Source organism: Chryseobacterium polytrichastri, from assembly GCF_900142445.1.
Taxonomy (GTDB): Bacteria; Bacteroidota; Bacteroidia; order Flavobacteriales; family Weeksellaceae; genus Chryseobacterium; species Chryseobacterium polytrichastri.
Genome location: NZ_FRAV01000028.1, coordinates 1 through 23,710, shown reverse-complemented (window position 1 = coordinate 23,710; position 23,710 = coordinate 1). Strand labels below are relative to the sequence as shown.

Genomic DNA, 23,710 nt, shown 5'->3' with positions numbered 1-23,710 from the left:
TTTGTTTATTTTTTAGGGTTTATTTTTAATTTACTCATGATAATAGCCGAAACTATCAATAAAGAAAGAGGGATTAACGACAGGTAAAATGCTTGCTGCCCACTGAACTCCTCAAATACAAAACCAGTAACTATAGAGCCTATAGTCCCTCCAATAGCAGAAAAAACTACAATTAAGCCCGCCATCGCGCTATGTAAATACTTAGGAATAGAAGCTAAAATCACAGAGTTGATACTTGGGTAAATAGGAGCCAGCAACCCTCCCATCAATGGAAACAAATACACCACAAGCGGAGCATTTAACCAATTGGTTCCTGCGCTAATATTAATATTGTGAGTTAAGGGTAATACCAGCAGAATGCTTATTGCAAAACCTACCACACAAAAGGAAACAACATAAATCCAACTGAATTTCTTTGAGAAAAATCCGGATAAAAATCTTCCCAATGCAAAAGCTCCTGCCAAAACAGCTCCCGCCTGAATACTCATCGAAGTAGGAACTTTTAAGATTTCTTTATAAAAAGTAGGTGTCCATGTTTGAAAACTCTGCTCTACCAATACAAAAAGAAAGGCGCACAGTAAAAAGAATAATACTTTTTTATAACTGAATAAGCTAATACTGTTTTTAATATCACCCAGTAAATCTGTTTTTTCACTTTTCACTTCACTTTCATTCAATTTAGAAAAGAAAAGAAATAAGAATGACAATACAGAAAGTGCTCCCAACACCCAATAGACATTAAGCCAATGAGTAGATTTTGGGTTATGATCATCAATAAATAAACTAAAGAGCACATTTCCCGCCAAAACCCCTACCATAAAGAAACCTTCCAGAAAGCCCATGAAACTTGCGTGTTCTTTATCAGTTTCCGTTACTAACCCAATTGAAGTAAAAACAGAAATTTTTATTAATGCAAAAGAAACTCCCACAATAGCAAAAAGCAATTTAAAAAACCAAAAAGCACTTGAAAAAGGCATTACAAAACACATGCAACTCACCAAAAAAAGCGCGATAAGCATAGAGTTTTTAATACCAATTCTCGGTAAAAATGATGCTAAAATAAAGGAACAAATTGCAATCGGAAGATCTTTAAAACCTTCCAAAACACTGGCAGAAGATTTCGAAATCCCGAAATTCTGCTGCATTTGTAATATTACCGTTCCTACAGAATTCAAAAGAATTGCAAAAACGAAATAGTTTAAAAATAAAATGGCCTTTATATTGAAATTTCTCATTAAATAATTTCTTGGTGGCTAAGATATAAGCATTTAGCTTAACATTAATTTAACACAGTAAATAAATACTTGAACTATATTAATATAATTATTATTTTAGCTAATAAAATACGATTAACTGAATGAAAGTTACTTTTGAACGAGTAATCCCCGACGAGGAAAGCTCTTTTCGCACAATTCACAATAACTCCCCTATTTCTGAATTCAAATGGCAATACCATTATCATCCGGAAATAGAATTAGTGTGCGTAATTTCAGGAAGCGGAACCCGCCATGTTGGCTATCATAAAAGCAATTATTCTAATGGAGATTTAGTTCTTATTGGTTCCAATATCCCACATTCGGGATTTGGATTAAACTCGATTGATCCGCATGAAGAAATTGTTTTACAGTTTAAAGAAGATATCTTGCAATTTCCCGAGCAGGAAGTTGGAGCAAAATCTATCAAAGATTTATTGGAACTTTCAAAGTATGGGATTCAATTCCACAGTAAGATCAAAAAAGCAATGCTTCCCAAGCTAAAATTAATGCTGGAATCCGAAGGATACAAAAGATACCTATTGTTATTAGATATTCTTTTTGAACTTTCTACATGTAAAGATTATGAACTCTTGAATAAAGAAATCATGCCCTACACCATTATCTCAAAAAATAAAACCCGCCTGGAAAACATCTTTACCTATGTAGAACATCATTACGATCAGGAGATCAATATTGAAAACGTTGCTAAACTTGCCAACCTCACACTACCCGCTTTCTGCAACTTTTTTAAAAAGGCAACTCAGATTACTTTTACAGAATTTGTGAATCGATACCGCATCAACAAAGCCTGTTTATTAATGACTCAAGATAAAAGTATTTCAGAATGTAGCTATAGCTGTGGCTTTAATAATGTAACGTATTTCAATAGGATGTTTAAAAAGTACACAGAAAAGACCCCGTCTGAGTTCATTAAGAATTACTCTCATAATAAAATGAAGATAGATTTTAAAATTGATGATACCCATAAAATAATAGCTACATTTTAAAATAACATTATTGTGGATAAGTCTGTGGATAAAATTGTGGATAACTTACAAATTAGTAAATAAGTTATTAATTTTAAGACTTTTAAAAATTAATTTTACTAACAATTTATCAATAAAAGTGATCCATATTTTTTACAATCGGATACTTATCAACAAACAAATGTGGATAACTCGTGGATTGCATTGTGGATAACTTTCACAAAAGCCTATAACAGCAAGATTATCAATAACAAATAAAAAAAGCCGTTCTACTAAAAGAACGGCTTGTATTTTGTGAGTAAAATTATCTAGTGATAATCTATGACTATTTCCATTTGATATTACATCCCATGCTTGGTCTCTGGATATCTTCCTGAGGCTCACCTAATAAAAGATTTTCAAAAGCAATAATTAAATCTTCACCTGTTATATCTTTATTATTTCCAGGTCTTGAATCATCCATTTGCCCTCTATAAATAAGATCTAATTTTTCATCAAAGAAAAAGAAATCCGGAGTACATGCAGCTTCATATGCTTTTGCAACCGCTTGGCTCTCGTCATATAAATAAGGAAAATCAAAATTCTTCTCGATTTGGAATTCTATCATTTTCTCTGGAGAATCAGCAGGATATTTTTCAACATCATTAGCATTAATAGCAATGAATTCTATTCCTCTTTCATTATAGTCTTCATACAATTCATTCAATTTATCAATCGCATGAAGAACGAACGGACAATGGTTGCAAATAAACATCACCAATGTTCCTTTTTCACCTTTCAAATCATCCAATGACTGAATTTCATTACTTTTTGACGGGTTTGGAAGCTCAAAAAAAGGAGCTTTTGTACCTAATGCCAACATATTTGAGGGAGTATTCATATCTTTTTTATTTGTGCACAAAGATAAAAATTTCTTTTGGTATATAATAAAGAAGCTTGAAGTGGGAAACTGCATATTCTAAAATAATTATGATTTAATTGAAATAGACTATTAAACACATCAGCTTTTACAATAATTTTAAATTAGTGAGTTAAAACTCCCATTCCTCCAACATCCGACCTATTTATAAGTTCTTTAAAATCCTTACTTAGAATTTAAAAACAAAATAACATTTGGAAGATATACTTAAAAGTTTGTAGTTTTGCTAACACTGTTAGTAAATAAAAATCATGGGCTTACATGAACGTCGTCAAAGAGAAAAAGAATCAATACGTGCCAATATTTTGGATGCGGCTTTTTCTTTGGCAAAAACGGAAGGTTGGGGCTCCCTTTCAATTCGAAAAATTGCAGATGCCATAGAATATAGTGCACCTGTAGTTTACGATTACTTTGAAAACAAAGAAGCTATTTTGTACGAAATTTCTTTAAATGGTTTCCATTGTTTACATATAGAATTATTAAAAGCTCAGAAAAAACATGACACTCCAGAAGAGCAAATTACAGCAATTGTTGATGCTTACTGGAAATTCGCTTTTAAAAATAAAGAGTACTACCAATTAATGTTTGGGTTGGGAATGCAATGCAGCGGAAAAGGGTTGATGAAAGAAGAATTTTCTTCATTTCAGGATATGATATATGATTGCACTTATGAAATCATTAAGAAAAAAGGTTCAAATCCTGATAATGCCTGTCACTCCTCTCACGCTTTATTTTCAGCGGTACATGGTTTGATCTCTATTATGATGATGCGAAATGACGATATTCCTTCTACGATGAACAAAACAACTTTAGATGAAACAGTTTCGGCTTTTGTTAAATCTTTGTAATTTTTTTTTGAACCAAAAATTAACACCGTTAGGAAAAGTAACATGGAATAATTAACATTATTCAATTTTTTTTAAATTAAAAAATAAAATACTCTAAAATGAAAAATGACTTCATAACATTAATTCTTGCTATTTTTTTCCCTTACCATTAACAGCGTTAGGAAAAATAACACTAAATACTCCATCTCTGTATTTAAAACCAACATTAAAACAATAACAATTATGGGAATAACAATTTAACTACTCATTAATAATTCTTTAATTTTTTTTGAACTTAATATTAACACCGTTAGAAAAATTAACAGAACAATAAACAAAAACAATCATATTTAATTCAATACTTCATTAAAAATTTAAACTTAAAATGAAAATACCTGGAAAAACAAGGATTATTGTACTTATCTCTAGTATTATCCTTTTACAAAATTGCACGAAGGCAGCTGAAGGTGGAAACCAAGCTCCTCCTGCACCAGAATTGCCGGTCTATACCGTGATCACCTCTCCAGCTACAACATATCAGGAATTCCCGACTGCTCTAGAAGGGAAAAATAATGTAGAAATAAGATCACAAGTAGACGGTTATCTAGATAGAATATACGTGGAAGAAGGTTCTTTTGTAAGAGCGGGACAACCGTTATTCAAAATAGATTCAAGAGCTTATGGTGAACAAATGAATATGGCTCAGGCTAATTTACAAGTTGCCAATGCTAATATCCAAAAAGCTAAAGTGGAAGTTGACAGACTTCAACCTCTAGTAGCCGCTAAAGTTGTTTCTGATGTACAAATGAAAACGGCAAAAGCAAATTATGCAGCCGCTGTTGCAGCCGCATCTCAGGCAAAAGCTTCTATTGGAAGTGCTAAAATTAATGTAGGATTCACTACAATAACAGCTCCTGTAAGCGGTTATATCGGAAGAATTCCTTACAAAAAAGGAAGCTTGATTTCAAGAACAGATCCTAGTCCTTTGACTTTATTATCTGATATCAGCGAGATCTACGCCTACTTCTCTTTAAGTGAACTGGATTTTATTGCTTTTCAAAATAAATATCCCGGAGCTACACTAGAAGAAAAACTAAGAAACATGCCGATGGTAGACTTAGTGATTGCAGACAACAGTACGTATCCTCAAAAAGGTAAAATGAGTATTGTGGATGGTCAGTTTGACAAAAGTACAGGAGCCATCAGCGTACGTGCCGTATTCCCTAATGCTCACGGAGCCTTAAGAACAGGTAACACAGGAAGAGTACGTTTACCTCAACTTCTTAGTAATGTAGTAGTTATTCCACAAGAATCTACTTTTGAGATTCAGGATAAAACCTATGTATATATCCTAGGAAAGGATAAAAAAGTAACCAGCAAACCAGTAACCATCTCTGGAAAAACAGATAGTTATTACTTCATCTCTGAAGGAATTTCTGTAGGTGACAAGATTGTATATACAGGATTGGGCAGCTTAAAAGACGGCGCTTCAATACAACCGAAAGCCATCTCTTCTGACAGCCTGTTCAAAGCAAAACCTTTGTAGACATCTTTACTAATACAGAAGACTTAAATAAATAAACTTCTTATGTTAAAACAATTTATAGAAAGACCGGTACTTTCAACGGTCATCTCCATAATACTTCTATTACTGGGGGCGCTGTCTCTCTTTAATTTACCGATCGCCCTCTTTCCGGATATTGCTCCGCCAAGTGTACAGGTAACGGCTTTTTATCCGGGAGCGAATGCGGAGGTAGTAGCACGTTCAGTAGCTACCCCAATTGAGGAAGCCGTAAACGGAGTGGAGAACATGACTTACATGACCTCAAACTCCAGTAATGACGGAACCATGACACTGAGTGTCTTTTTCAAGCAAGGATCAGATCCTGATAACGCTGCGGTAAACGTACAAAACAGGGTATCAAAAGCAATGAGTCAGCTTCCACAGGAGGTTGTTCAGGCCGGAATATCCACTCAGAAAGTACAGAACAGTATGATCATGTTTATGGGATTATCCAGTGATAACCCAAAACAATATGATGAGTTATTCCTTCAGAATTATCTTAAAATCAACGTAATTCCACAGATTCAGCGTATTCCTGGAGTTGCTCAGGCTCAGGTATTTGGAACAAGAGATTATTCAATGCGTATTTGGCTAAAACCAGATAGATTAGCAGCCAACAATCTTTCTCCACAGGAAGTTCTTGCTGCCATCAAAGATCATAACCTTGAAGCTGCTCCGGGACGTCTTGGACAAGGAAGTAAGGAAACTTATGAGTACATCCTTAAGTATAAAGGAAAACTAAATAAAGGGGAAGATTACGAAAGCATTGCTATTAAAGCAAATAGCGACGGATCATTCCTAAGATTAAAAGATGTTGCGCGAGTAGAATTTGGTTCTTATACGTATACTGCAACCAACAGAGTAGACGGAAAACCGGTTGCCGGATTTGCTATCCTTCAAACTGCAGGTTCTAACGCGAATGAAATTTTAACTGAAATTGAAAAACAGGTTGATCAACTTAAGACAACACTTCCAAAAGGAGTGGAACCGATCATCATGTATAATTCCAAGGACTTCTTGGATGCGTCTATTCATCAGGTAGTAGAAACGCTTGTGATTGCATTCGTTCTTGTATTTATTGTTGTATTTATCTTCCTTCAGGATTTCAGATCAACATTAATTCCGGCGATTGCAGTTCCGGTTGCAATTATCGGTACGTTCTTCTTCCTACAATTGTTTGGATTTAGTATTAATATGTTGACCTTATTCGCATTGGTACTCGCCATTGGTATTGTAGTGGATGATGCCATTGTAGTGGTAGAAGCCGTCCATTCTAAAATGGAGCAGACAGGAATGCCTGTAGAACAAGCTACCACGAACTCTATGAGTGAAATTTCAGGAGCAATTATTTCGATTACTTTGGTGATGTGTGCGGTATTTATTCCCGTAGGTTTCATGCAAGGACCTGCAGGAGTTTTCTACAGACAGTTTGCCTTTACGCTAGTAATTGCAATCTTGATCTCTGCTGTAAATGCATTAACATTAAGCCCTGCTTTATGTGCAATGTTCTTGAATGATCCTCAGGGAGAGCATGGTGAACATGGTCACAAAAAAGGTTTTGGAGCAAGATTTTTCAATGCATTCAATGCAAGCTTCAATAACATGACCAGAAAATACATCTACAGTCTTAAATTTTTAATTAAAAATAAATGGGTAGCTGTAGGAGGTTTAATGCTTATCACAGCAGCAAGCGTTTTCTTAATTAAAAAAGCGCCAACAGGATTTATTCCTACTGAAGATCAAGGATTTGTATTATACGCAGTGAATACTCCTCCGGGAAGTTCATTAGAAAGAACTCACAGAGCAACTGCACAGATCGATAAGATCATTAATGGTGAAAAGGCGACCAATCACCTTTGGGTTGCAGACGGAATGAACTTTATCAGTAACGCCAACGCATCGCCATACTCTGCAGGTTTCATCAAGCTTAAAGATTATGACAAACGTGGTGATATGAAAGATCCAAACGAGATTGCCGCTACCTTAACAGGAAAAGTAAGCCAGGTAAAAGATGCCAACGCTTTCTTCTTCAACTTCCCTACCATTCAGGGATTTGGTAACGTTTCCGGTTTTGAATTTATGCTTCAGGATAAAACCAACAGTTCTTTTGAACAATTGGGAACTACTACTCAGGCATTCATTGGAGAGCTAATGAAGCGTCCGGAAATTGCATTTGCCTTTACAACATATGCAGCAGGAAATCCACAATATACGATTGATGTAAATACAGATAAAGCCAACCAATTGGGAGTTTCTGTAACAGAATTGATGCAGACGATGCAAATTTATTACGGAAGTAGCTTCGTATCAGATTTCAACAGATTTGGTAAATACTACAGAGTAATGGCTCAGGCAGATGTTCCTTACCGTACAGATATAAATTCTCTGGAAGGTATTTATGTAAAAAATAAATCCGGAGAAATGGTTCCTGCCAAAACGTTAGTTACCTTAAAAAGAACTTTCGGACCGGAAACAGTGACGAGAAATAACTTATTCAACGCTGTTACCATTAACGGAACTCCAAAACCTGGTTACAGTACCGGAGATGCTATTAAAGCTGTTGAAGAAGTAGCTAAGAAATCTCTTCCAAGAGGATATGGTTACGAATGGACAGGGATTACCCGTGAAGAGATTAAAACAGGTGGGCAAACGATATTCGTCTTCATGTTAAGTATCTTATTTGTGTACTTCCTATTGGCAGCACAGTATGAAAGTTATATCCTTCCGTTTGCTGTAATTTTAACAATACCTACGGGGATCTTTGGAGTATTTGCTTTCACAGGATTAGCAGGAATTGATAATAACATTTACGTTCAGGTGGGATTAATCATGCTTGTCGGACTATTAGCTAAAAATGCGATTCTTATTGTAGAATTCGCGGTTCAGAGAAGAAAAGCAGGAAAATCATTAATTGAATCTGCACTTCAGGCTTCAAGATTACGTTTAAGACCCATCTTAATGACCTCTTTTGCCTTCATCGTTGGGATGCTTCCACTAATCTGGACTCAAGGAGCTTCTGCGCAAGGTAACCACTCTATCGGTTACAGTACCGTAGGAGGAATGCTTACAGGAGTTGTATTCGGAATTTTCATCATTCCGGTGATGTATGTGATCTTCCAATATCTGCATGAAAAAATGCCAAGCAGAAAAAATAAAAGATTGCTAAAACAAAAACAACAGGAAGAACTTTTAGCATCTGCTCATTAATAAAAAATGAATTACAAACTTTGAGAGATTTACATTTAATTTAAACCATTAAGGTTTTAGTTAAGAATATTAAGATGAGCTTTGTTTTTAGTACAATACTTATTAAAATCTATTTGATTTTCTCTTAATTAAACTTAACTCCTTAAATGTCCTTAATGGTTCAAATTAATAAAAATAGAGAAGCAACTATTCAAACTACAATTATAAAAGCAAAGTATTTTCTCCTACTAAAGACTTCTTTGCATAAAATAAGACCTCTCAAAGTTTTGTATTCAATTAAAAGTTTATTTAAGAACTATGAAATCGCTATCACTTGGAAACGAAAATTTCAATAAAATCCAGCGATTACATATGACCTTTTAATAAAAATAAATATCTCCATATGAAAAGAATAAAGAATATATTTCTCACATTTATATTGGCTTTAGGATCGGTTTCGTGTGTTTCCAAATTGGCATATGCAGAACCAGCCCTTGAGCTTCCAGAGAAATTCCAATACACAGCAACTGCGGATACCGCAAGTGTTGCCAACCTGGAATGGAAACAATTTTTCAACGATCCTATGTTACAGGGTTTGATTGAAAAAGGAATTAAAAATAACTACGATTTACAAATTGCTCTAAAACAAGTTGCTTCTTCACAGGAAAAACTAAAACAGGCAAAATATCTTCAATATCCGGATGTTGGTTTCGCTGTTTCAGGACAAATCTCGAAGCCTTCAAAAAACAGCATGAACGGGCAAAGTCTTAATTTATTTTTAGGACAAAACCATGTTGAAGATTACAATGCAGCCTTTAATTTATCTTGGGAAGCGGATATTTGGGGAAAAATCAAAAACCAACAGGAGGTTTCAAGAATGCAGTATTTGCAAACTTACGAAGCTACAAAAGCAATCCAGACACAAGTTGTTGCAGCAATTGCTCAAGGTTATTATAATTTATTGATGCTTGACAAACAATTAAATATTGCAACATCAAATTTAGAATTAAGCAATAACACATTGTCTATTACTGAAAAGATGTGGCAAAGTGGTGATACCACTTCATTGGGTGTTCAGCAGGCAACAGCTCAAAAGCAATCAACAGAACTTTTGATCACACAATTGCAACAAAACATTGCCATTCAGGAAAATGCATTAAGCATTTTAGTGGGTGAAAATCCAAATAAAGTGAACAGAACCATAGAAATGTCTGACACTTCTTTACCTCAAAATATTTCTACAGGACTTCCTGCAGCAATGGTAAGTCGTCGTCCGGATGTTCGTCAGCAGGAATTGGTGTTGTTGGAATCTAATTCAATCGTAGGAATTGCTCAGGCAAATATGTATCCTGCATTGAAAATTACAGCAAACGGTGGCGTAAATTCATTTAAAATTGATAACTGGTTTCAGATTCCGGCTTCATTGTTCGGATCTGTTTTAGGAGGATTAACTCAGCCTATTTTCCAGAAAAGACAATTGAAAACCGATTTAAATGTTGCTAAAATTCAGAGAGAGAAAAACGTGTTAGCGTTCCGTCAATCTGTTTTGAATGCAGTAGGTGAAGTTTCTGATGCATTAGTTTCAAACGAAAGTTTAAAAGTTCAGGAACAAAAAGCAACCGAACAAGTTGCAACGTTGAAAAACGGAATTAAAAGTGCTGAAATGCTTTATAAAGGCGGAATGGCAAATTACCTAGAAGTAATTACAGCTCAGGGAAATTCTTTACAAGCTGAACTAAATCTTGCATCCGTAAAAAGACAGAGATTAAGCAGTATTGTAGATCTATACCGAGCTCTAGGTGGCGGTTGGAAGTAGTAAATTAAATTAATATTGTTTGAAGTGCGGTCTTTCGGGATCGCACTTTTTTTGTTTTATCAATTAAAATTTTACGCTGATATTTATCCACTCTGTCATTCTGAACGCAACAAAGTGAAGTGAAGAATCTATTTTAATGTGTTGAGATTCTTCCTTCGTCAGAATGACAATTCGCAAAGTTTATTTGAACCATTAAGAATACGTAAGGAGTTAAGTTTAATTAAGAGAAAATTAAATAGATTTTTAAGACTTACTGCGAAGTGAAACTTAATATTCTTAACTTCTTAATAAAAATCTTAATGGTTAAAAATTGAATTTATTTTTAAACGCAAAGTTTTAATAAAAGACTGTTTTAAGGCGCAAGAAAATCAAAGATTTCTCAGCAAGTTTAACGTATTAAATTTTATCGAAGATAAAATCCTTGCGCCTTATTTTTATTTATATATCAAATTGAAAAAATTGCGTCTTTGCGAAAACCAACATAAAATAATCCCTTAATATTCTTAACCTCTTCATAAAAATCTTAAAGATTTAAATTTAAACGCAAAGTTTTAATATAAGAAAACTAGTATTTGAGTGAGCAAAGAAAAGCAATAAAGTCGCTGATGAAGCTAGCTTAGTAAGAATCAATTACATTGATTCAATTCTTTGCTCCCTTAAATAAGCAAAATTGAAAATAAATCTTTGCGTTAAAAAAAATCACTTGCGAATTTCCTGATTAATATATTCAATCAAACCATCAAAATCCTCCTGAGAATAACCCAATTTCAAATAATGAATATCATCCGCTTTTCTGTACCAAGTCAGTTGACGCTTCGAATATCTTCTGCTGTTTTTTTTGATTTCAGAAACTGCAAAATCCAATTCCCATTCTCCATCAAAATATTTGAATAATTCTGCATAGCCAACGGTGTTTAAAGCAGTCAAACCTTTGAATTTTCCCAGACCTTTTGCTTCCTCCAGCAAGCCCTTCTCCATCATCATATCCACTCTCCTATTGATTCTGTCATACAGTTCTTCTCGAGGAGCTTCAATACCGATTCGGATCACATTAAAATCTCTGGAATCTTGTGAAACAGCAATTAATTCAGAATATTTTTTATTGGTTTGCCAAATAACATCAATCGATCGGAAAAGTCTTCGGTGATTATGAAAATCTACTACTGCAAAATACTCAGGATCGAGTTCTTTCAAGATTTCCTGCAATTTTTCAATTCCTTCATTATCTAGAATCTCCTGGAGTTTGCTTTGATTTTCTTCATTAGCTTCAGGTAAATCATTCAATCCTTCAATCACCGCTTTTTCATACATCATACTTCCGCCAACTAAAATGACAGTATCATATTTTTCAAAAAGTTCGTTGAGTTTTTTTAAGGCATCTTCCTCATATTGTCCGATCGAATAATATTCCTCAACCGAAAGATTTCCAATAAAATGATGAGGTGCTTCCCCCAATTCTTCTTGTGATGGTGAAGCGGTACCAATCTTCATTTCTTTAAAAAACTGGCGCGAGTCACAAGAAATAATTTCTGTGCTAAAATGGTTAGCCAAATCAATTGCCAATCTTGTTTTTCCAATTCCGGTGGGTCCTACAACAGAAATTAAATTTTTATTTTTCACAGCGCTAATTTACGAAAATTGATTTTTTATTTTTAACCACAAAAGTCACAAAAGACTTTCTTTGATTTTTAGATATTTAAAAGCTCAAAAAAGCGGAACATAAACTTTTTTGCTCTTTTGAAAACTAAATATTTCCAAACTTTTCTTTTGTGACTTTTGTGGTTAAAATTGAATATAGTGGGAACACATACACTTAAATGTTTATCTTTGTACGACAATAAAAAACTATGATTTTATCAATGACCGGTTTCGGTAGAGCCGAAGATGTTTTTGAAGGAAAAAAAATAACCGTAGATGTTAAATCACTGAACAGCAAAAGCTTTGATTTAAATATCAAAATACCGTTACGCTATAAAGAGAAAGAATTCGAGATCAGAAAAATTCTTAACGATAGGATTATCCGTGGAAAAGTGGATTGCTATGTTAATATAGAAAATCTTGAAGAATCCAATGATGTGAAAATCAATAAAAAACTGATTGATTCTTACATGAATGAACTTCGAAATATTGCTTCTGATGCTCCTGAATTTGAGTACCTTAAAATGGCGGTAAGACTTCCTGATGCGATTACCTCAAGACCAGACGAATTAACAGATGGAGAATGGGAATCTTTAGCAAAAATTGTTAATAACGCTGTTGACAAATTTGAAGATTTCAGAAAGACAGAAGGGAAAACCTTACATCTTGAACTTGAGAAGAATATTAAAAATATCGACAAGTATTTATCTGAAGTCATTCCTTTTGAAGAAGTAAGAATCCAGAGTGTAAAAGAACGTTACCAAAAATCTTTAAAAGAATTTGAGAACGTTGATGAAACTCGTTTCTATCAGGAAATGGCTTATTTCACAGAGAAATTAGATATTGCTGAGGAAAAAGTAAGATTAACACAACACTTAAAATATTACCAGGAAGTAATGGATAATGAAGATTTCAATGGAAAAAAACTAGGTTTTATTTCCCAGGAGATCGGAAGAGAGATCAATACATTAGGTTCAAAAGCCAATCATGCTGAGATCCAAAAATTGGTGGTGATGATGAAGGATGATTTGGAAAAAATTAAAGAACAAACGTTAAACGTATTATAATGAGTTGCTAGTTGACAGTTGCTGGATAAAACAGGCAGCGAGAAACAAGCAACCAACAGCCATATGAATAAAGTTATCATATTTTCAGCGCCGTCAGGAAGCGGAAAAACTACATTAGTAAAGCATTCTTTGGAGGTATTTAATGAACTCCAATTTTCAATTTCTTGTACTACGAGACAACCCAGAGGAAATGAAGCCCATGCCGTGGATTATCATTTTTTAAGTCCTGATGAATTCAGACAGAAAATTTCGGAAGATGCTTTTGTAGAATTTGAAGAAGTGTATACTGATAAATATTACGGTACTTTAAAATCTGAAGTTGAAAAGATCTGGAATCAGGGAAAAGTAGTGATTTTTGATGTTGATGTAAAAGGCGGAATTTCTTTAAAAAAATATTTTGGAGAAAAAGCCTTATCTATTTTCATTGAACCCCCTTCCATTGAAGAATTGGAACGAAGATTGATTTCCAGAAACACAGATGATGCAGAAACCATCAAAACCCGCGTAGAAAAGGCAGAAGAAGAAATGTCTTACGCAAAAGAATTTGATAAAATCGTGATCAATAACGATTTGGATATTGCAAAAGAAGAAATAGAAAGTTTAATAAAAAATTTTATCAGTAGAGATTAAAATCACTTAAAAATTTCTACTTTTAAAAGAACAAAACATTGAGGTTGATATGAGTACCGAAACATTAGAAAGAGCTAAATCTGCGATTCCGGTAAGAGGATTTTTAGATATAAAAGATTTGGTAATTCCTCAAGGAGAAGAATTGGTGAAAGCCATTCTTAAATTGAAAGAAGAGAAAAATGCGGTTATTTTAGCGCATTATTACCAACCTGGAGAGATTCAGGATATTGCCGACTTCTTGGGAGATTCTCTGCAATTGGCAAGACAGGCAAAAGATACCAATGCTGATATGATTGTATTCTGCGGAGTACATTTCATGGCAGAAGCGGCGAAGATCCTGAACCCAACTAAAAAAGTAGTTCTTCCAGACACGATGGCAGGATGCTCTTTGGCAGACGGTTGTTCAGGGGAAGGTTTGAGAAAAATGCGTGAGCAGCATCCTAATGCTTTGATCGCAACTTACATCAACTGTAACGCTGAAACAAAAGCAGAAAGTGATATTATCGTAACAAGTTCAAACGCTGAAACAGTAATTGAAGCCTTACCAAAAGACCGACCAATTATTTTCGCTCCGGATAAAAACTTAGGAAGATATTTATCTAAAAAAACGGGACGTGATATGATTCTTTGGGATGGAAGTTGCATCGTTCACGAAGCCTTTTCTATGGAGAGAATTGCACAACAGTTAGCAGATCATCCAAATGCTAAAATGATTGCGCATCCGGAAAGTGAAGAAGCTGTGTTGAAACTGGCTCATTTTATAGGTTCTACTTCCGCTCTATTAGATTATGTGGAAAAAGACGAATGCCAGACGTTCATCATCGCTACAGAAGAAGGAATTCTTCACGAAATGAGAAAACGTGCACCGCATAAAGAATTAATTCCAGCTTTGGTTTTTGACGAAAGCTGTAACTGCTCAGAATGTTTCTATATGAAACGTAATACAATGGAAAAGTTGTACTTATGTATGAAATATGAACTTCCTGAGATCCTTATCGACGAAGAACTTCGTTTGAGAGCATTAAAGCCCATTGAGGCGATGCTTGATCTTTCGAAAAGCATTAAATAAATCAAAAGCACTGTTTTTACAGTGCTTTTTTTCTTATATTAAACCATAGGTGCATAGCAGGTTCCTCCCGGATTTCGCCAACAGCCCCATCCTCCTTTTCGGAAACATACATACGCTTCACCACCACAAGCGTCTATCTGAACTTGCGTGAAACCACCTTGGATTTTTGTCTGTTCTACTCTTGACAGTTTTTTTAGATTTTTCATAATTTATTTGATTTTGGATATTATTTTAATTTTTTTCGTCTTTAATTATGGATTAATATTTGGACAATTATCCATGTTCGTCGGATCATAGAAGTAAAGACAAACTCTACGCCCGCCTCTAAAATCTGTGCATATTGCACAACCTGTAGGTCCGCAATCCAGATCTACACTACATTCTGTTAAGCCTCCTGTGATTGCTCTTAAATTTTTTCTATTTAATTTTTTTAGATTTTTCATGGTAGTTTAGTTTAAAAATATAGAGTCTCTTTTTATAGCATTTTTTTAAATTGCAGTAATTTGAACAAAGCAATCTACGCTCACCATCACACACATTTTACAGGTCTCGGATAAACCAAAATAAGCTTCACAAGAAGCACTAGAAGAATCAGGCCATCCTCCTCCAGGACCAAAAACAAGATGAGAAGGACATCCCTCACAACGTGAAACTCCAGCTCCGTTAATCTGTTCTAAATTTAATCTGTTTAATTTTCTTAAGTTTTTCATGGTATTATTTATTTTTAGAATTGAATGGGTACAAAGCATTCCATATTGACAAGAACACATTTTCTACAACTATCCGGAAGTCCCCAATATGCTTCACAAGAATGGGTATCATTGGGTCCAAATGCTCCTGTTGGGCATCCGTTGCAATATGAAATTGGTGATATTGCTGCCCCGTTGATCTGTTCCAAGTTTCTCCGGTTTAACTTTTTAAGATTTTTCATAATAATTTGATTTAGTTTAGATTATAAATGTAATAAATATTTTCAATAAATCACATTTTGTTGAAAAACAATATTTTAATTTAAACTTTTCTATTTAAAAATAATTTGTACATTTGTTTCACAACAATGAAATTTACAAGAAACATATCTGATATTTCTACTCTGAAGTTTTCTACTTCTGAAGTATCTTCTGTTTCTACGACTACAACCACTACCCCATAACGGGGTACATTTTCACATATTATCATCGGCACGTGTGCTCTTTTTTTAAGAGCAAAAAAATTCTATTGTCAATAATTCAAAAAATAAAAAACGATGAAAGTCCTCAAATTCGGTGGAACATCTGTTGCGAACTCAGAAAATATTCTGAAAGTAGAAAGTATAATTAAAAATCAATATTCAAATAAAATAGTTGTTGTAGTTTCAGCATTACAAGGTGTTACAGATAGCCTGATAAAAGCAGCTGAACAAGCATCAAATAATGATGATAGTTATCCTACCATCATCAAAACTATTGAAGAAAAACACTTAAAATTAGTAAAAGAACTTATTCCCATCTTAGAGCAAAGTGCCTGGCTAAGTTTTGTAAAAAAACATTTCAATGATATTGAAGAACTCTGCAACGGAATATTCGTTTTAGGAGAATTTACAGATCGAATCAAAGATAAAATAACCTCTTACGGAGAATTTCTTTCTTCCAATATTATTGCTGCAAGATTAAAATTTGAAAAATTAGATGCGGCTTGGATGAATTCCGCAGATCAGATTGTTACCAACAATAACTTCACAAATGTTAAAGTAGATTTTGAAGCTACTGAAAAAAATGTAAAAAAATATTTTGAAGAAAATCAACATCAAATTACGGTAGCTCCAGGATTTATCGCTAAAGATCAGGCAGGAAATACGACAACTTTGGGAAGAGGCGGATCAGATTATACCGCTTCTATATTTGCTTCAATAGTCAACGCAGAAGAACTGCAAATATGGACTGATGTAAGCGGAATGATGACTGCAGATCCCAGACTTTCTACGAACGCTAAACCCATCGCGGAAATATCTTACCAAGAAGCTATGGAACTTTCTCATTTTGGAGCAAAAGTTTTGTATCCTCCTACCATTCAACCCGTCATGGTGAAGAATATTAATTTAAGGATTAAAAATACTTTTGATCCCGAAGCTTCAGGCACTTTAGTATCTCATACAATTAAAATTTCAGGAGATGAAGAAGAGCAAGTTGCAGTTGGTATTTCAAACATGAGTAATATTATCCTTCTCACTTTAGAAGGTAGCGGAATGGTTGGAATTCCCGGTATTTCTGCAAAACTGTTTCAATGTTTTAGCCATGAAAAAATAAATGTAGTTCTTATTACTCAAAGCTCTTCGGAGCATTCGATTACGATTGCAATCAATGAAAAAGACACTTTCAATGCAGAAAATGCAATCAATTCTTCTTTTGAGGATGATTTAAAATTAAAAAGAATCTCACCCATAAAAATAGAATCCGGACTTTCAATTGTCGCTTTGGTCGGCGAAAATATGAAAAACCGAAGTGGCGTAAGTGCTAAAATGTTCGGCTGTTTAGGAAATAACGGAATTAATATCAGAGCAATTGCTCAAGGCTCTTCGGAACGAAATATCAGCATTGTGATATCAGAAAAAGATATTAAAAAAGCGGTGAACGTGCTTCATGAAGAATTCTTTGAATCAGAAATAAAACAGGTTCATCTTTATATTTGCGGAACTGGAAATGTAGGTTCAAAACTGATTCAGCAGATCTATAACCAAAATAAATATCTGCAGGAAAATCTTTTGATTAATTTAAGAATTGCAGGAGTTTCCAACAGCCGAAAAATGGCATTTGCAGATCAGGGAATTTCACAAAATGATTTAAATAAAAAATTAGAAAATGGCGAACAAGCTTCTATTAAAAAATTCGCAGAAGAAACTATTTCCCGAAATCTTCGAAACTCTGTTTTTGTAGATGTTACCGCCAACGCAGAAGTTCCCGAAATTTATGAAACTGTATTAAAAAGAAGTATCAATATTATCGCCTGTAACAAAATTGCGGCTTCTTCTGATTTTGAAAAATATAAATCATTAAAAAATATTGCTAAAAATCACAGTTGCAAATTTTTCTTTGAAACCAATGTGGGAGCAGGTCTTCCTATTATCGGAACCATTAATGATTTGATAAGAAGTGGTGATAAGATTACTTCCATACAAGCCGTATTAAGTGGGACTTTAAACTTTGTATTCAACAATTATGATGGAAGCAAACCATTTTCTGAAGTTGTAGCCCAAGCACAAAAAGAAGGATTTACAGAGCCAGATCCACGACTGGATTTAGCAGGAACAGATGTTGCCCGCAAAATTTTAATTCTTGCAAGAGAAGCCGGATACCCTCTTCAGTTTGATGAAATAGAGAATATAAAATTTCTTCCTGATGATTGTATGCAAGGAAGTGTAGAAGATTTTTATAATGCAATGATTCAATATGAAGATCATTTTAAAAAGATTTTAGATGAAGCCAAAAAAGACGGAAAAATTTTAAAATATGTTGCCGAATTTAAAGATGGAAAAGCCAAAGTTGGGCTACAACATATTGCCCCGGAAAGTGACCTCTATCATCTTTATGGTAAAGATAATATTGTTATCCTAAAAACCTTACGTTACTCTGAGCAACCATTGGTAGTAAAAGGTGCGGGAGCAGGTGCCGAGGTAACAGCAAGTGGAGTTTTCGCAGATATCGTACGTTCAGTTTAATCATAAAAATATGAAAAAAATAAAAATAAGAGTTCCGGCAACAATTGCCAACTTGGTGTGTGGTTTCGACATCTTAGGAATGGCAATTAATCAACCTTATGATGAAATGGAGTTTCAATTACTCGAAACACCAGAGATTATTATAAAACATACAGATGGTTTTGGGCTTCCTGAAAAAGCAGAAGAAAATGTTGCCGGAGTGGTACTTTTAAAAATTCAGGAACATTTTAATCTAAAAACAGGTTTCAGAGTTACTATTCATAAAAATATAAAACCCGGAAGTGGGCTCGGTTCCAGCGCGGCAAGTGCCGCTGGAGCTGCCTTTGGAGCCAATGCTTTATTAGGAAATATTTTATCTCAAAACCAGCTGATTCATTTTGCAATGTTTGGAGAAGAACTAGCTTCAGGAGTAAGACATGCAGATAATATTGCACCTTGTCTTCTGGGCGGAATAACATTAGCAAAATCAACTGACCCTATTGATATTATTCCGTTAAACTGTCCAAACCTATTTGTTGCGGCAGTGCATCCACAAGTTGAAGTAAAAACATCCGATGCAAGACAAATCTTAAAGAAAAATATTTTGCTGAAAGATGCTGTACAGCAATGGGGAAATATCGCCGGATTGGTAGCTGGAATCCAGAACAATGATCATGCATTAATTGGGAGAAGCCTCAATGATGTCATTATAGAACCCATAAGAAGTATTTTGATTCCTAAATTTGATGAAGTTAAAGCCGAAAGCTTACAACTTGGAGCTTTGGGTGGTGGGATTTCCGGTTCTGGCCCATCGATTTTTATGTTGACAGAAAAAGAAGAAACTGCACAAAAAATTGCTCAGATGATGAAATCTATTTATGATAAAATTGATATAAACAGTTTTGTGTATGTATCCAAAATCAATCCTGCAGGAATTGAAATCGTTAGTGAAGATTAGAATTAATTCAATTAAAACCAAGACAATGATCTACTATAATTTAAAAGATAAAAAAGAACAGGTTACTTTTAAAACAGCCACTATTAAAGGACAGGGAAAAGAAAAAGGTTTGTTTTTCCCGAATGTAATTCCACAGTTTGAAAAGGATTTTATTGAAAATTTAAATCATTTTTCGGATGAAGAAATTGCGTTCCAATGCATGAAAGATTTTGCGGGCAATGAAATCCCTGAATCAATATTAAAAGAGATCGTTTCCCAAACAATCAATTTTGACATTCCTTTAAAAAAAATCAATGATAAGATTTCTATTTTAGAACTTTTTCACGGTCCCACATTGGCGTTCAAAGATATTGGCGCGCGATTTATGAGTCAGAGTCTCTCCTATTTTTTAAAAGATGAGGATAAGAAAGTTACTGTTCTTGTGGCGACTTCAGGAGATACAGGTGGTGCTGTTGCTCATGGTTTTTACAAAACTTCGGGAGTGAACGTGGTTATTTTATATCCTAAAAATAGAGTAAGCCCAGTTCAGGAAAAACAATTGACGGCATTGGGTGAAAATATTTCAGCTATTGAAGTCAATGGAACTTTCGATGATTGTCAGACGATGGTAAAACAAGCGTTTTCAGATCAGGAAATTAATGCAAGTTTATTTTTAACATCAGCCAATTCAATCAATGTAGCGAGATGGCTTCCTCAACAAATCTATTATCTTTTAGCCTTAAAACAATGGCAAAAAACGAATAATGAAAATCCTGTCATTTGTGTTCCGAGTGGTAATTTCGGGAATATTTGTGCCGGAATTCTAACTCATTTCAGAGGATTACCAGCAGAGCATTTTATAGCCGCCTGTAATGAAAATGATAGTATTCCAACTTATTTAAATACTCAAAAATTAGAATATAAAAAAACTGTTGCCACCTTATCTAATGCAATGGATGTAGGGCATCCAAGTAATTTTGTGCGAATTCTCGAGATCTTTGAAAATCAGTTTAAAAATCTTCAAAGCACAGTTTCAGGCTATTCTATTAATGATGATAAAACGTTAAAAACCATAACTGATGTTTACACAAAATATGGATATACGCTAGAGCCGCATAGTGCCGTAGCTTTTGCTGCTTTAGAAAAATATACAGAAGAAAATCCGGGCAAAAAAGGTTTCATTTTGGGTACCGCTCATCCCGTAAAATTTCCCGATGCCGTAGAAAAAGCAACCCACATTACAATTGAACTTCCTGAATCATTGGCAGACTTAATGAATAAAGAGAAAAAAACTGTAGAAATTAACGCAGATTTTGAAGAATTAAAACGAATTTTGCTTGACAAAAATTAAAAGCAATGAGCAAAATCTATCTTGAAGATGTAAAAATATATGCCTATCATGGAGTATTGCCTGAAGAAAATATTATCGGAACCTATTATATATTGAATCTGGAACTTCATACGGATCTATGGAAAGCGTCAGAATCAGATGATTTGAATGATACCATAAGTTATGCAGATATCAATGCAATCATTCATGATGAAATGAAAATTAAATCAAAATTATTGGAGCATGTTGCAGGAAGGATTATTGCAAAAATTCAGGGAGAATTTCCTGAAATCTCTTATATCAAATTAAAAATCACCAAAACAGCTCCACCAATGCAAGGCGAAATGAAAGGCGCAAGTATTGAACTGGAAAAAAGTTTTAAACCAGAAAATTAAAATATTCTTATTTTCGTATTCTAAAAAAACATAAGAAATTGAAATTCATAAAAATATTATTTCTATTAGCATGTATCAATATTTTTGGGCAAACCAATGTTGATAACCAATTGGCTGCGTATAATTTTCCGAAGATAAAATCCAGCATTACAATGCCGGTAACGATTCCACTCTCGGAAATCAACAATATGATCAATGCTTCTGTGAAAGATCTGATCTATCAAGACGATTCTTATACTGATAATAACAATGATCAGTTTAAAGTAAAAGTTTGGAAAACCCGCGCAATTAGAGTCGTTGGCGGAACCAATCAGAATTTACTGATTGAAGTTCCTCTAAAAATATGGGCAGAAAAAGGTATTGGTACGTTAGGAGTCTACACGTATCAGAACACAACTTTTGAAACGGTGATGTCATTCAATGCTTCTTTAAGCTTTAAAAATAACTGGACCATTGTCACGAATACACAACCTAATGGCTTTAAATGGGTAACAAAACCTGTTTTGGATTATGGAAAAGTAAAAATTCCAATCACTTCTTTGGTTGAAAAGAGTTTAAAAGAACAGCAGGAAAAATTCTGTAAAACCCTTGACCAACAAATGGCAACACAGTTGAATTTTCAACAATACGCAATGATGGCCTGGAATGTATTTACACAACCTTTTAATATTTCTGAAGAATATAACACCTGGTTGAAAGTAACCCCTATTAACATCAATATTACTCCGTTAAAATTTTACGGAAATCAAATTGATACAAGTATTGGAATTGATGTATACTCTGAAACTTTCACAGGCAGCAAGCCAGACGCTTCACAACCTATAAAAACGGCAAGCAATTTTAATTCAGTGCCTGTTCTTGCAGATAAGTTTTCACTTCAGACCACCGCCAATATTCCTTTTACAGAAGCCTCTAATATCGCACGAAAAACTTTCCTGAATAAAGAGTTTGATTTAAAAGGTTCTAAAGTGAAGATTACTGACATCAGGGTGTACGGATTGGATAATAAAATCATAATCGAAGCTGAAACTGATGGTTATGTAAAAGGAAAAGCCATCATTTCGGGAGTTCCGGTATATGACGAGTCCAAAAGAAAAATCGTTTTGTCGGGCACCAAGTTTAAACTGAAAACAATGAATATTCTTCAAAAAACAGCTTCTGTTTTATTTCAAGGCAAAATTGTGAAAATGATTGAAGAAGAATATGGAATTCCTACTCAGGAGCTGGAAGAGACATCACGAAAAAGCATTGAAGAAGCATTTAATAAAGAGTATTATAAAGGATTAAATATGAGAGGTAAGGTTTTTAACTTAAAACCAACTAACATCCTTCTAAATCCTACAGGAATCACCGCCGTTATTGATATTAATGCTACTTTAAAATTAATTGTCAACGGAATATAAATTAAAAAAAACTAAAAAACCATGATAAAACATTTACGAATTGTAGAGGATAACAGAGCCTCAACTAGCACTAGATTTGCAAATTATATAATAGATTTGATTGTTTTAATCGTCATAAATGCTATTCTATCTTTTGCATCACTCATCATATATTCTTTTACCTCAATAAATTTTTTCTATTTTTATAACAATGGAGGATTACTTTGGGAGTTTTTCACTGGAAATTTGATAAGCTTTATCTATTATTTTCTGTGGGAAAAATATTCAAATGGAAGAACTGTAGGGAAATATATTACCAATACTAAAACAATAAGTATAGATGGTAATGATGTAACCACTCAACAAGTATTGTATAGAACTTTATCTAGGATAGTTCCTTTCGATGCTCTTTCATTTTTAGGAGGTGGAAACGGATGGCATGATAGCTGGAGTGATACCCGAGTAATTAATGTGAATAATTATCTCGCTGAAAAACAGGCAAAAGACGATATAAACAGCCTTGGCACAAAAGAAAATTAATAAAAAGTTTTTTTAGCGTCATATATTTTATTATATTTGCACACCTCAAAAATGGTAAATCATGGTACTTTGGCCGAGCGGCTAGGCAGTGGTCTGCAACACCATCTACAGCGGTTCGAATCCGCTAGGTACCTCGAAAACCTCTAATCAATTGATTAGAGGTTTTTTCTTTTATTTAAATCTAAACTCTCAAAATTTGAGATTATCTAAAATTCAATAATCTTCACAATCCAAAAAATGATTTCTTTGATATTTTATTGATGAAGTTAATCAAACAGCTTCTTCATTTAAATATTAAAATAACTATTTTCAACAATACTTCATTCTTATTTATTCGAATAACATTGGATCAGTCTCAAAAGTTGGGGAGAAAATAAAAAATGCTATTTTTGTATAATGCTAAATGATGCCGAACTGCTTAAATTATTTTTACCTGAACTGTTGATTGAATATTTTGAGATTGTAAAATTTGAAGAAGAAAACCAAATTCTACAT

Annotated in this window: 22 protein-coding genes and 1 tRNA gene; 15 read left to right on the top strand and 8 right to left on the bottom strand. The window is 34.0% G+C overall.

Annotation, left to right across the window (positions count from 1 at the left end; genetic code table 11):
* Nucleotides 1-5 precede the first annotated feature (5 nt).
* A complete protein-coding gene (locus BUB80_RS16250) occupies nucleotides 6-1,235 on the bottom strand; it encodes an MFS transporter (protein WP_073294931.1) in 1,230 nt (409 codons plus the stop codon).
* A 122-nt stretch (nucleotides 1,236-1,357) separates the two neighbouring features.
* Here BUB80_RS16250 and BUB80_RS16245 point away from each other — a divergent pair, with 122 nt between their 5' ends.
* Nucleotides 1,358-2,263: an AraC family transcriptional regulator gene (locus BUB80_RS16245; protein WP_073294928.1), complete on the top strand. Its 906-nt coding sequence runs from the start codon at nucleotides 1,358-1,360 to the stop codon at nucleotides 2,261-2,263.
* Nucleotides 2,264-2,567: 304 nt separating this feature from the next.
* Here the strand turns inward: BUB80_RS16245 and BUB80_RS16240 are convergent, their stop codons facing one another.
* The gene (locus BUB80_RS16240; protein WP_073294925.1) at nucleotides 2,568-3,122 is read right to left on the bottom strand and encodes a thioredoxin family protein; all 555 of its coding nucleotides are present in this window, start codon (nucleotides 3,120-3,122) and stop codon (nucleotides 2,568-2,570) included.
* A gap of 290 nt (nucleotides 3,123-3,412) precedes the next feature.
* On the opposite strand from BUB80_RS16240, the gene BUB80_RS16235 reads away from it, so the two are divergent.
* From BUB80_RS16235 to BUB80_RS16215, 4 genes are all read left to right on the top strand, one after another.
* Nucleotides 3,413-4,009 carry a TetR/AcrR family transcriptional regulator gene (locus BUB80_RS16235; RefSeq protein WP_073294923.1) on the top strand — a complete coding sequence of 199 codons (597 nt, stop codon included), beginning with the start codon at nucleotides 3,413-3,415 and terminating at the stop codon, nucleotides 4,007-4,009.
* 364 nt (nucleotides 4,010-4,373) lie between these two features.
* Entirely contained in the window at nucleotides 4,374-5,534 is a 1,161-nt protein-coding gene (locus tag BUB80_RS16230; protein ID WP_073294920.1) for an efflux RND transporter periplasmic adaptor subunit, read from the top strand.
* A gap of 42 nt (nucleotides 5,535-5,576) precedes the next feature.
* Nucleotides 5,577-8,759: an efflux RND transporter permease subunit gene (locus tag BUB80_RS16225; protein WP_073294917.1), complete on the top strand. Its 3,183-nt coding sequence runs from the start codon at nucleotides 5,577-5,579 to the stop codon at nucleotides 8,757-8,759.
* A gap of 382 nt (nucleotides 8,760-9,141) precedes the next feature.
* Complete coding sequence (locus BUB80_RS16215; protein ID WP_073294912.1) at nucleotides 9,142-10,554, top strand: efflux transporter outer membrane subunit; 1,413 nt, start codon at nucleotides 9,142-9,144, stop codon at nucleotides 10,552-10,554.
* 699 nt (nucleotides 10,555-11,253) lie between these two features.
* Here the strand turns inward: BUB80_RS16215 and miaA are convergent.
* Complete coding sequence (gene miaA, locus BUB80_RS16210) at nucleotides 11,254-12,174, bottom strand: tRNA (adenosine(37)-N6)-dimethylallyltransferase MiaA (protein ID WP_073294909.1); 921 nt, start codon at nucleotides 12,172-12,174, stop codon at nucleotides 11,254-11,256.
* A 227-nt stretch (nucleotides 12,175-12,401) separates the two neighbouring features.
* On the opposite strand from miaA, the gene BUB80_RS16205 reads away from it, so the two are divergent.
* The 3 genes from BUB80_RS16205 to nadA all read left to right on the top strand — a co-directional run bounded on the left by BUB80_RS16205 (nucleotide 12,402) and on the right by nadA (nucleotide 14,958).
* Nucleotides 12,402-13,259 carry a YicC/YloC family endoribonuclease gene (locus BUB80_RS16205; protein ID WP_073294906.1) on the top strand — a complete coding sequence of 286 codons (858 nt, stop codon included), beginning with the start codon at nucleotides 12,402-12,404 and terminating at the stop codon, nucleotides 13,257-13,259.
* Nucleotides 13,260-13,322: 63 nt separating this feature from the next.
* Nucleotides 13,323-13,889 (top strand): guanylate kinase, encoded by a 567-nt coding sequence (gene gmk / locus BUB80_RS16200; RefSeq protein WP_073295062.1) that lies wholly within the window; start codon nucleotides 13,323-13,325, stop codon nucleotides 13,887-13,889.
* 49 nt (nucleotides 13,890-13,938) lie between these two features.
* Nucleotides 13,939-14,958: a quinolinate synthase NadA gene (gene nadA / locus BUB80_RS16195; protein WP_054511778.1), complete on the top strand. Its 1,020-nt coding sequence runs from the start codon at nucleotides 13,939-13,941 to the stop codon at nucleotides 14,956-14,958.
* A gap of 38 nt (nucleotides 14,959-14,996) precedes the next feature.
* Here the strand turns inward: nadA and BUB80_RS23685 are convergent, their stop codons facing one another.
* The 5 genes from BUB80_RS23685 to BUB80_RS23680 all read right to left on the bottom strand — a co-directional run bounded on the left by BUB80_RS23685 (nucleotide 14,997) and on the right by BUB80_RS23680 (nucleotide 16,143).
* Nucleotides 14,997-15,164 carry a bacteriocin-like protein gene (locus BUB80_RS23685; protein ID WP_175549623.1) on the bottom strand — a complete coding sequence of 56 codons (168 nt, stop codon included), beginning with the start codon at nucleotides 15,162-15,164 and terminating at the stop codon, nucleotides 14,997-14,999.
* Nucleotides 15,165-15,209: 45 nt separating this feature from the next.
* Entirely contained in the window at nucleotides 15,210-15,401 is a 192-nt protein-coding gene (locus BUB80_RS24145) for a bacteriocin-like protein (RefSeq protein ID WP_449384807.1), read from the bottom strand.
* 45 nt (nucleotides 15,402-15,446) lie between these two features.
* Nucleotides 15,447-15,668: a hypothetical protein gene (locus BUB80_RS16190; RefSeq protein WP_073294903.1), complete on the bottom strand. Its 222-nt coding sequence runs from the start codon at nucleotides 15,666-15,668 to the stop codon at nucleotides 15,447-15,449.
* A 14-nt stretch (nucleotides 15,669-15,682) separates the two neighbouring features.
* Nucleotides 15,683-15,889 carry a bacteriocin-like protein gene (locus BUB80_RS23430; RefSeq protein WP_139262738.1) on the bottom strand — a complete coding sequence of 69 codons (207 nt, stop codon included), beginning with the start codon at nucleotides 15,887-15,889 and terminating at the stop codon, nucleotides 15,683-15,685.
* 80 nt (nucleotides 15,890-15,969) lie between these two features.
* Entirely contained in the window at nucleotides 15,970-16,143 is a 174-nt protein-coding gene (locus BUB80_RS23680) for a hypothetical protein (RefSeq protein WP_175549622.1), read from the bottom strand.
* A gap of 61 nt (nucleotides 16,144-16,204) precedes the next feature.
* Here BUB80_RS23680 and thrA point away from each other — a divergent pair, with 61 nt between their 5' ends.
* The 7 genes from thrA to BUB80_RS16150 all read left to right on the top strand — a co-directional run bounded on the left by thrA (nucleotide 16,205) and on the right by BUB80_RS16150 (nucleotide 23,349).
* Nucleotides 16,205-18,652 (top strand): bifunctional aspartate kinase/homoserine dehydrogenase I, encoded by a 2,448-nt coding sequence (gene thrA / locus BUB80_RS16180; protein ID WP_073294897.1) that lies wholly within the window; start codon nucleotides 16,205-16,207, stop codon nucleotides 18,650-18,652.
* A 10-nt stretch (nucleotides 18,653-18,662) separates the two neighbouring features.
* Nucleotides 18,663-19,589: a homoserine kinase gene (locus BUB80_RS16175; protein WP_073294892.1), complete on the top strand. Its 927-nt coding sequence runs from the start codon at nucleotides 18,663-18,665 to the stop codon at nucleotides 19,587-19,589.
* Between the two features lie 25 nt (nucleotides 19,590-19,614).
* Entirely contained in the window at nucleotides 19,615-20,919 is a 1,305-nt protein-coding gene (thrC, locus tag BUB80_RS16170) for a threonine synthase (RefSeq protein WP_073295059.1), read from the top strand.
* A gap of 5 nt (nucleotides 20,920-20,924) precedes the next feature.
* Nucleotides 20,925-21,293: a dihydroneopterin aldolase gene (gene folB, locus BUB80_RS16165; protein WP_073294890.1), complete on the top strand. Its 369-nt coding sequence runs from the start codon at nucleotides 20,925-20,927 to the stop codon at nucleotides 21,291-21,293.
* A 38-nt stretch (nucleotides 21,294-21,331) separates the two neighbouring features.
* The gene (locus tag BUB80_RS16160; protein ID WP_073294887.1) at nucleotides 21,332-22,696 is read left to right on the top strand and encodes a DUF4403 family protein; all 1,365 of its coding nucleotides are present in this window, start codon (nucleotides 21,332-21,334) and stop codon (nucleotides 22,694-22,696) included.
* Nucleotides 22,697-22,717: 21 nt separating this feature from the next.
* Nucleotides 22,718-23,215, top strand: a complete 498-nt coding sequence (locus BUB80_RS16155; RefSeq protein ID WP_073294884.1) for an RDD family protein — start codon at nucleotides 22,718-22,720, stop codon at nucleotides 23,213-23,215.
* A gap of 63 nt (nucleotides 23,216-23,278) precedes the next feature.
* A tRNA-Cys gene (locus BUB80_RS16150) sits at nucleotides 23,279-23,349 on the top strand.
* Nucleotides 23,350-23,710 lie beyond the last annotated feature (361 nt).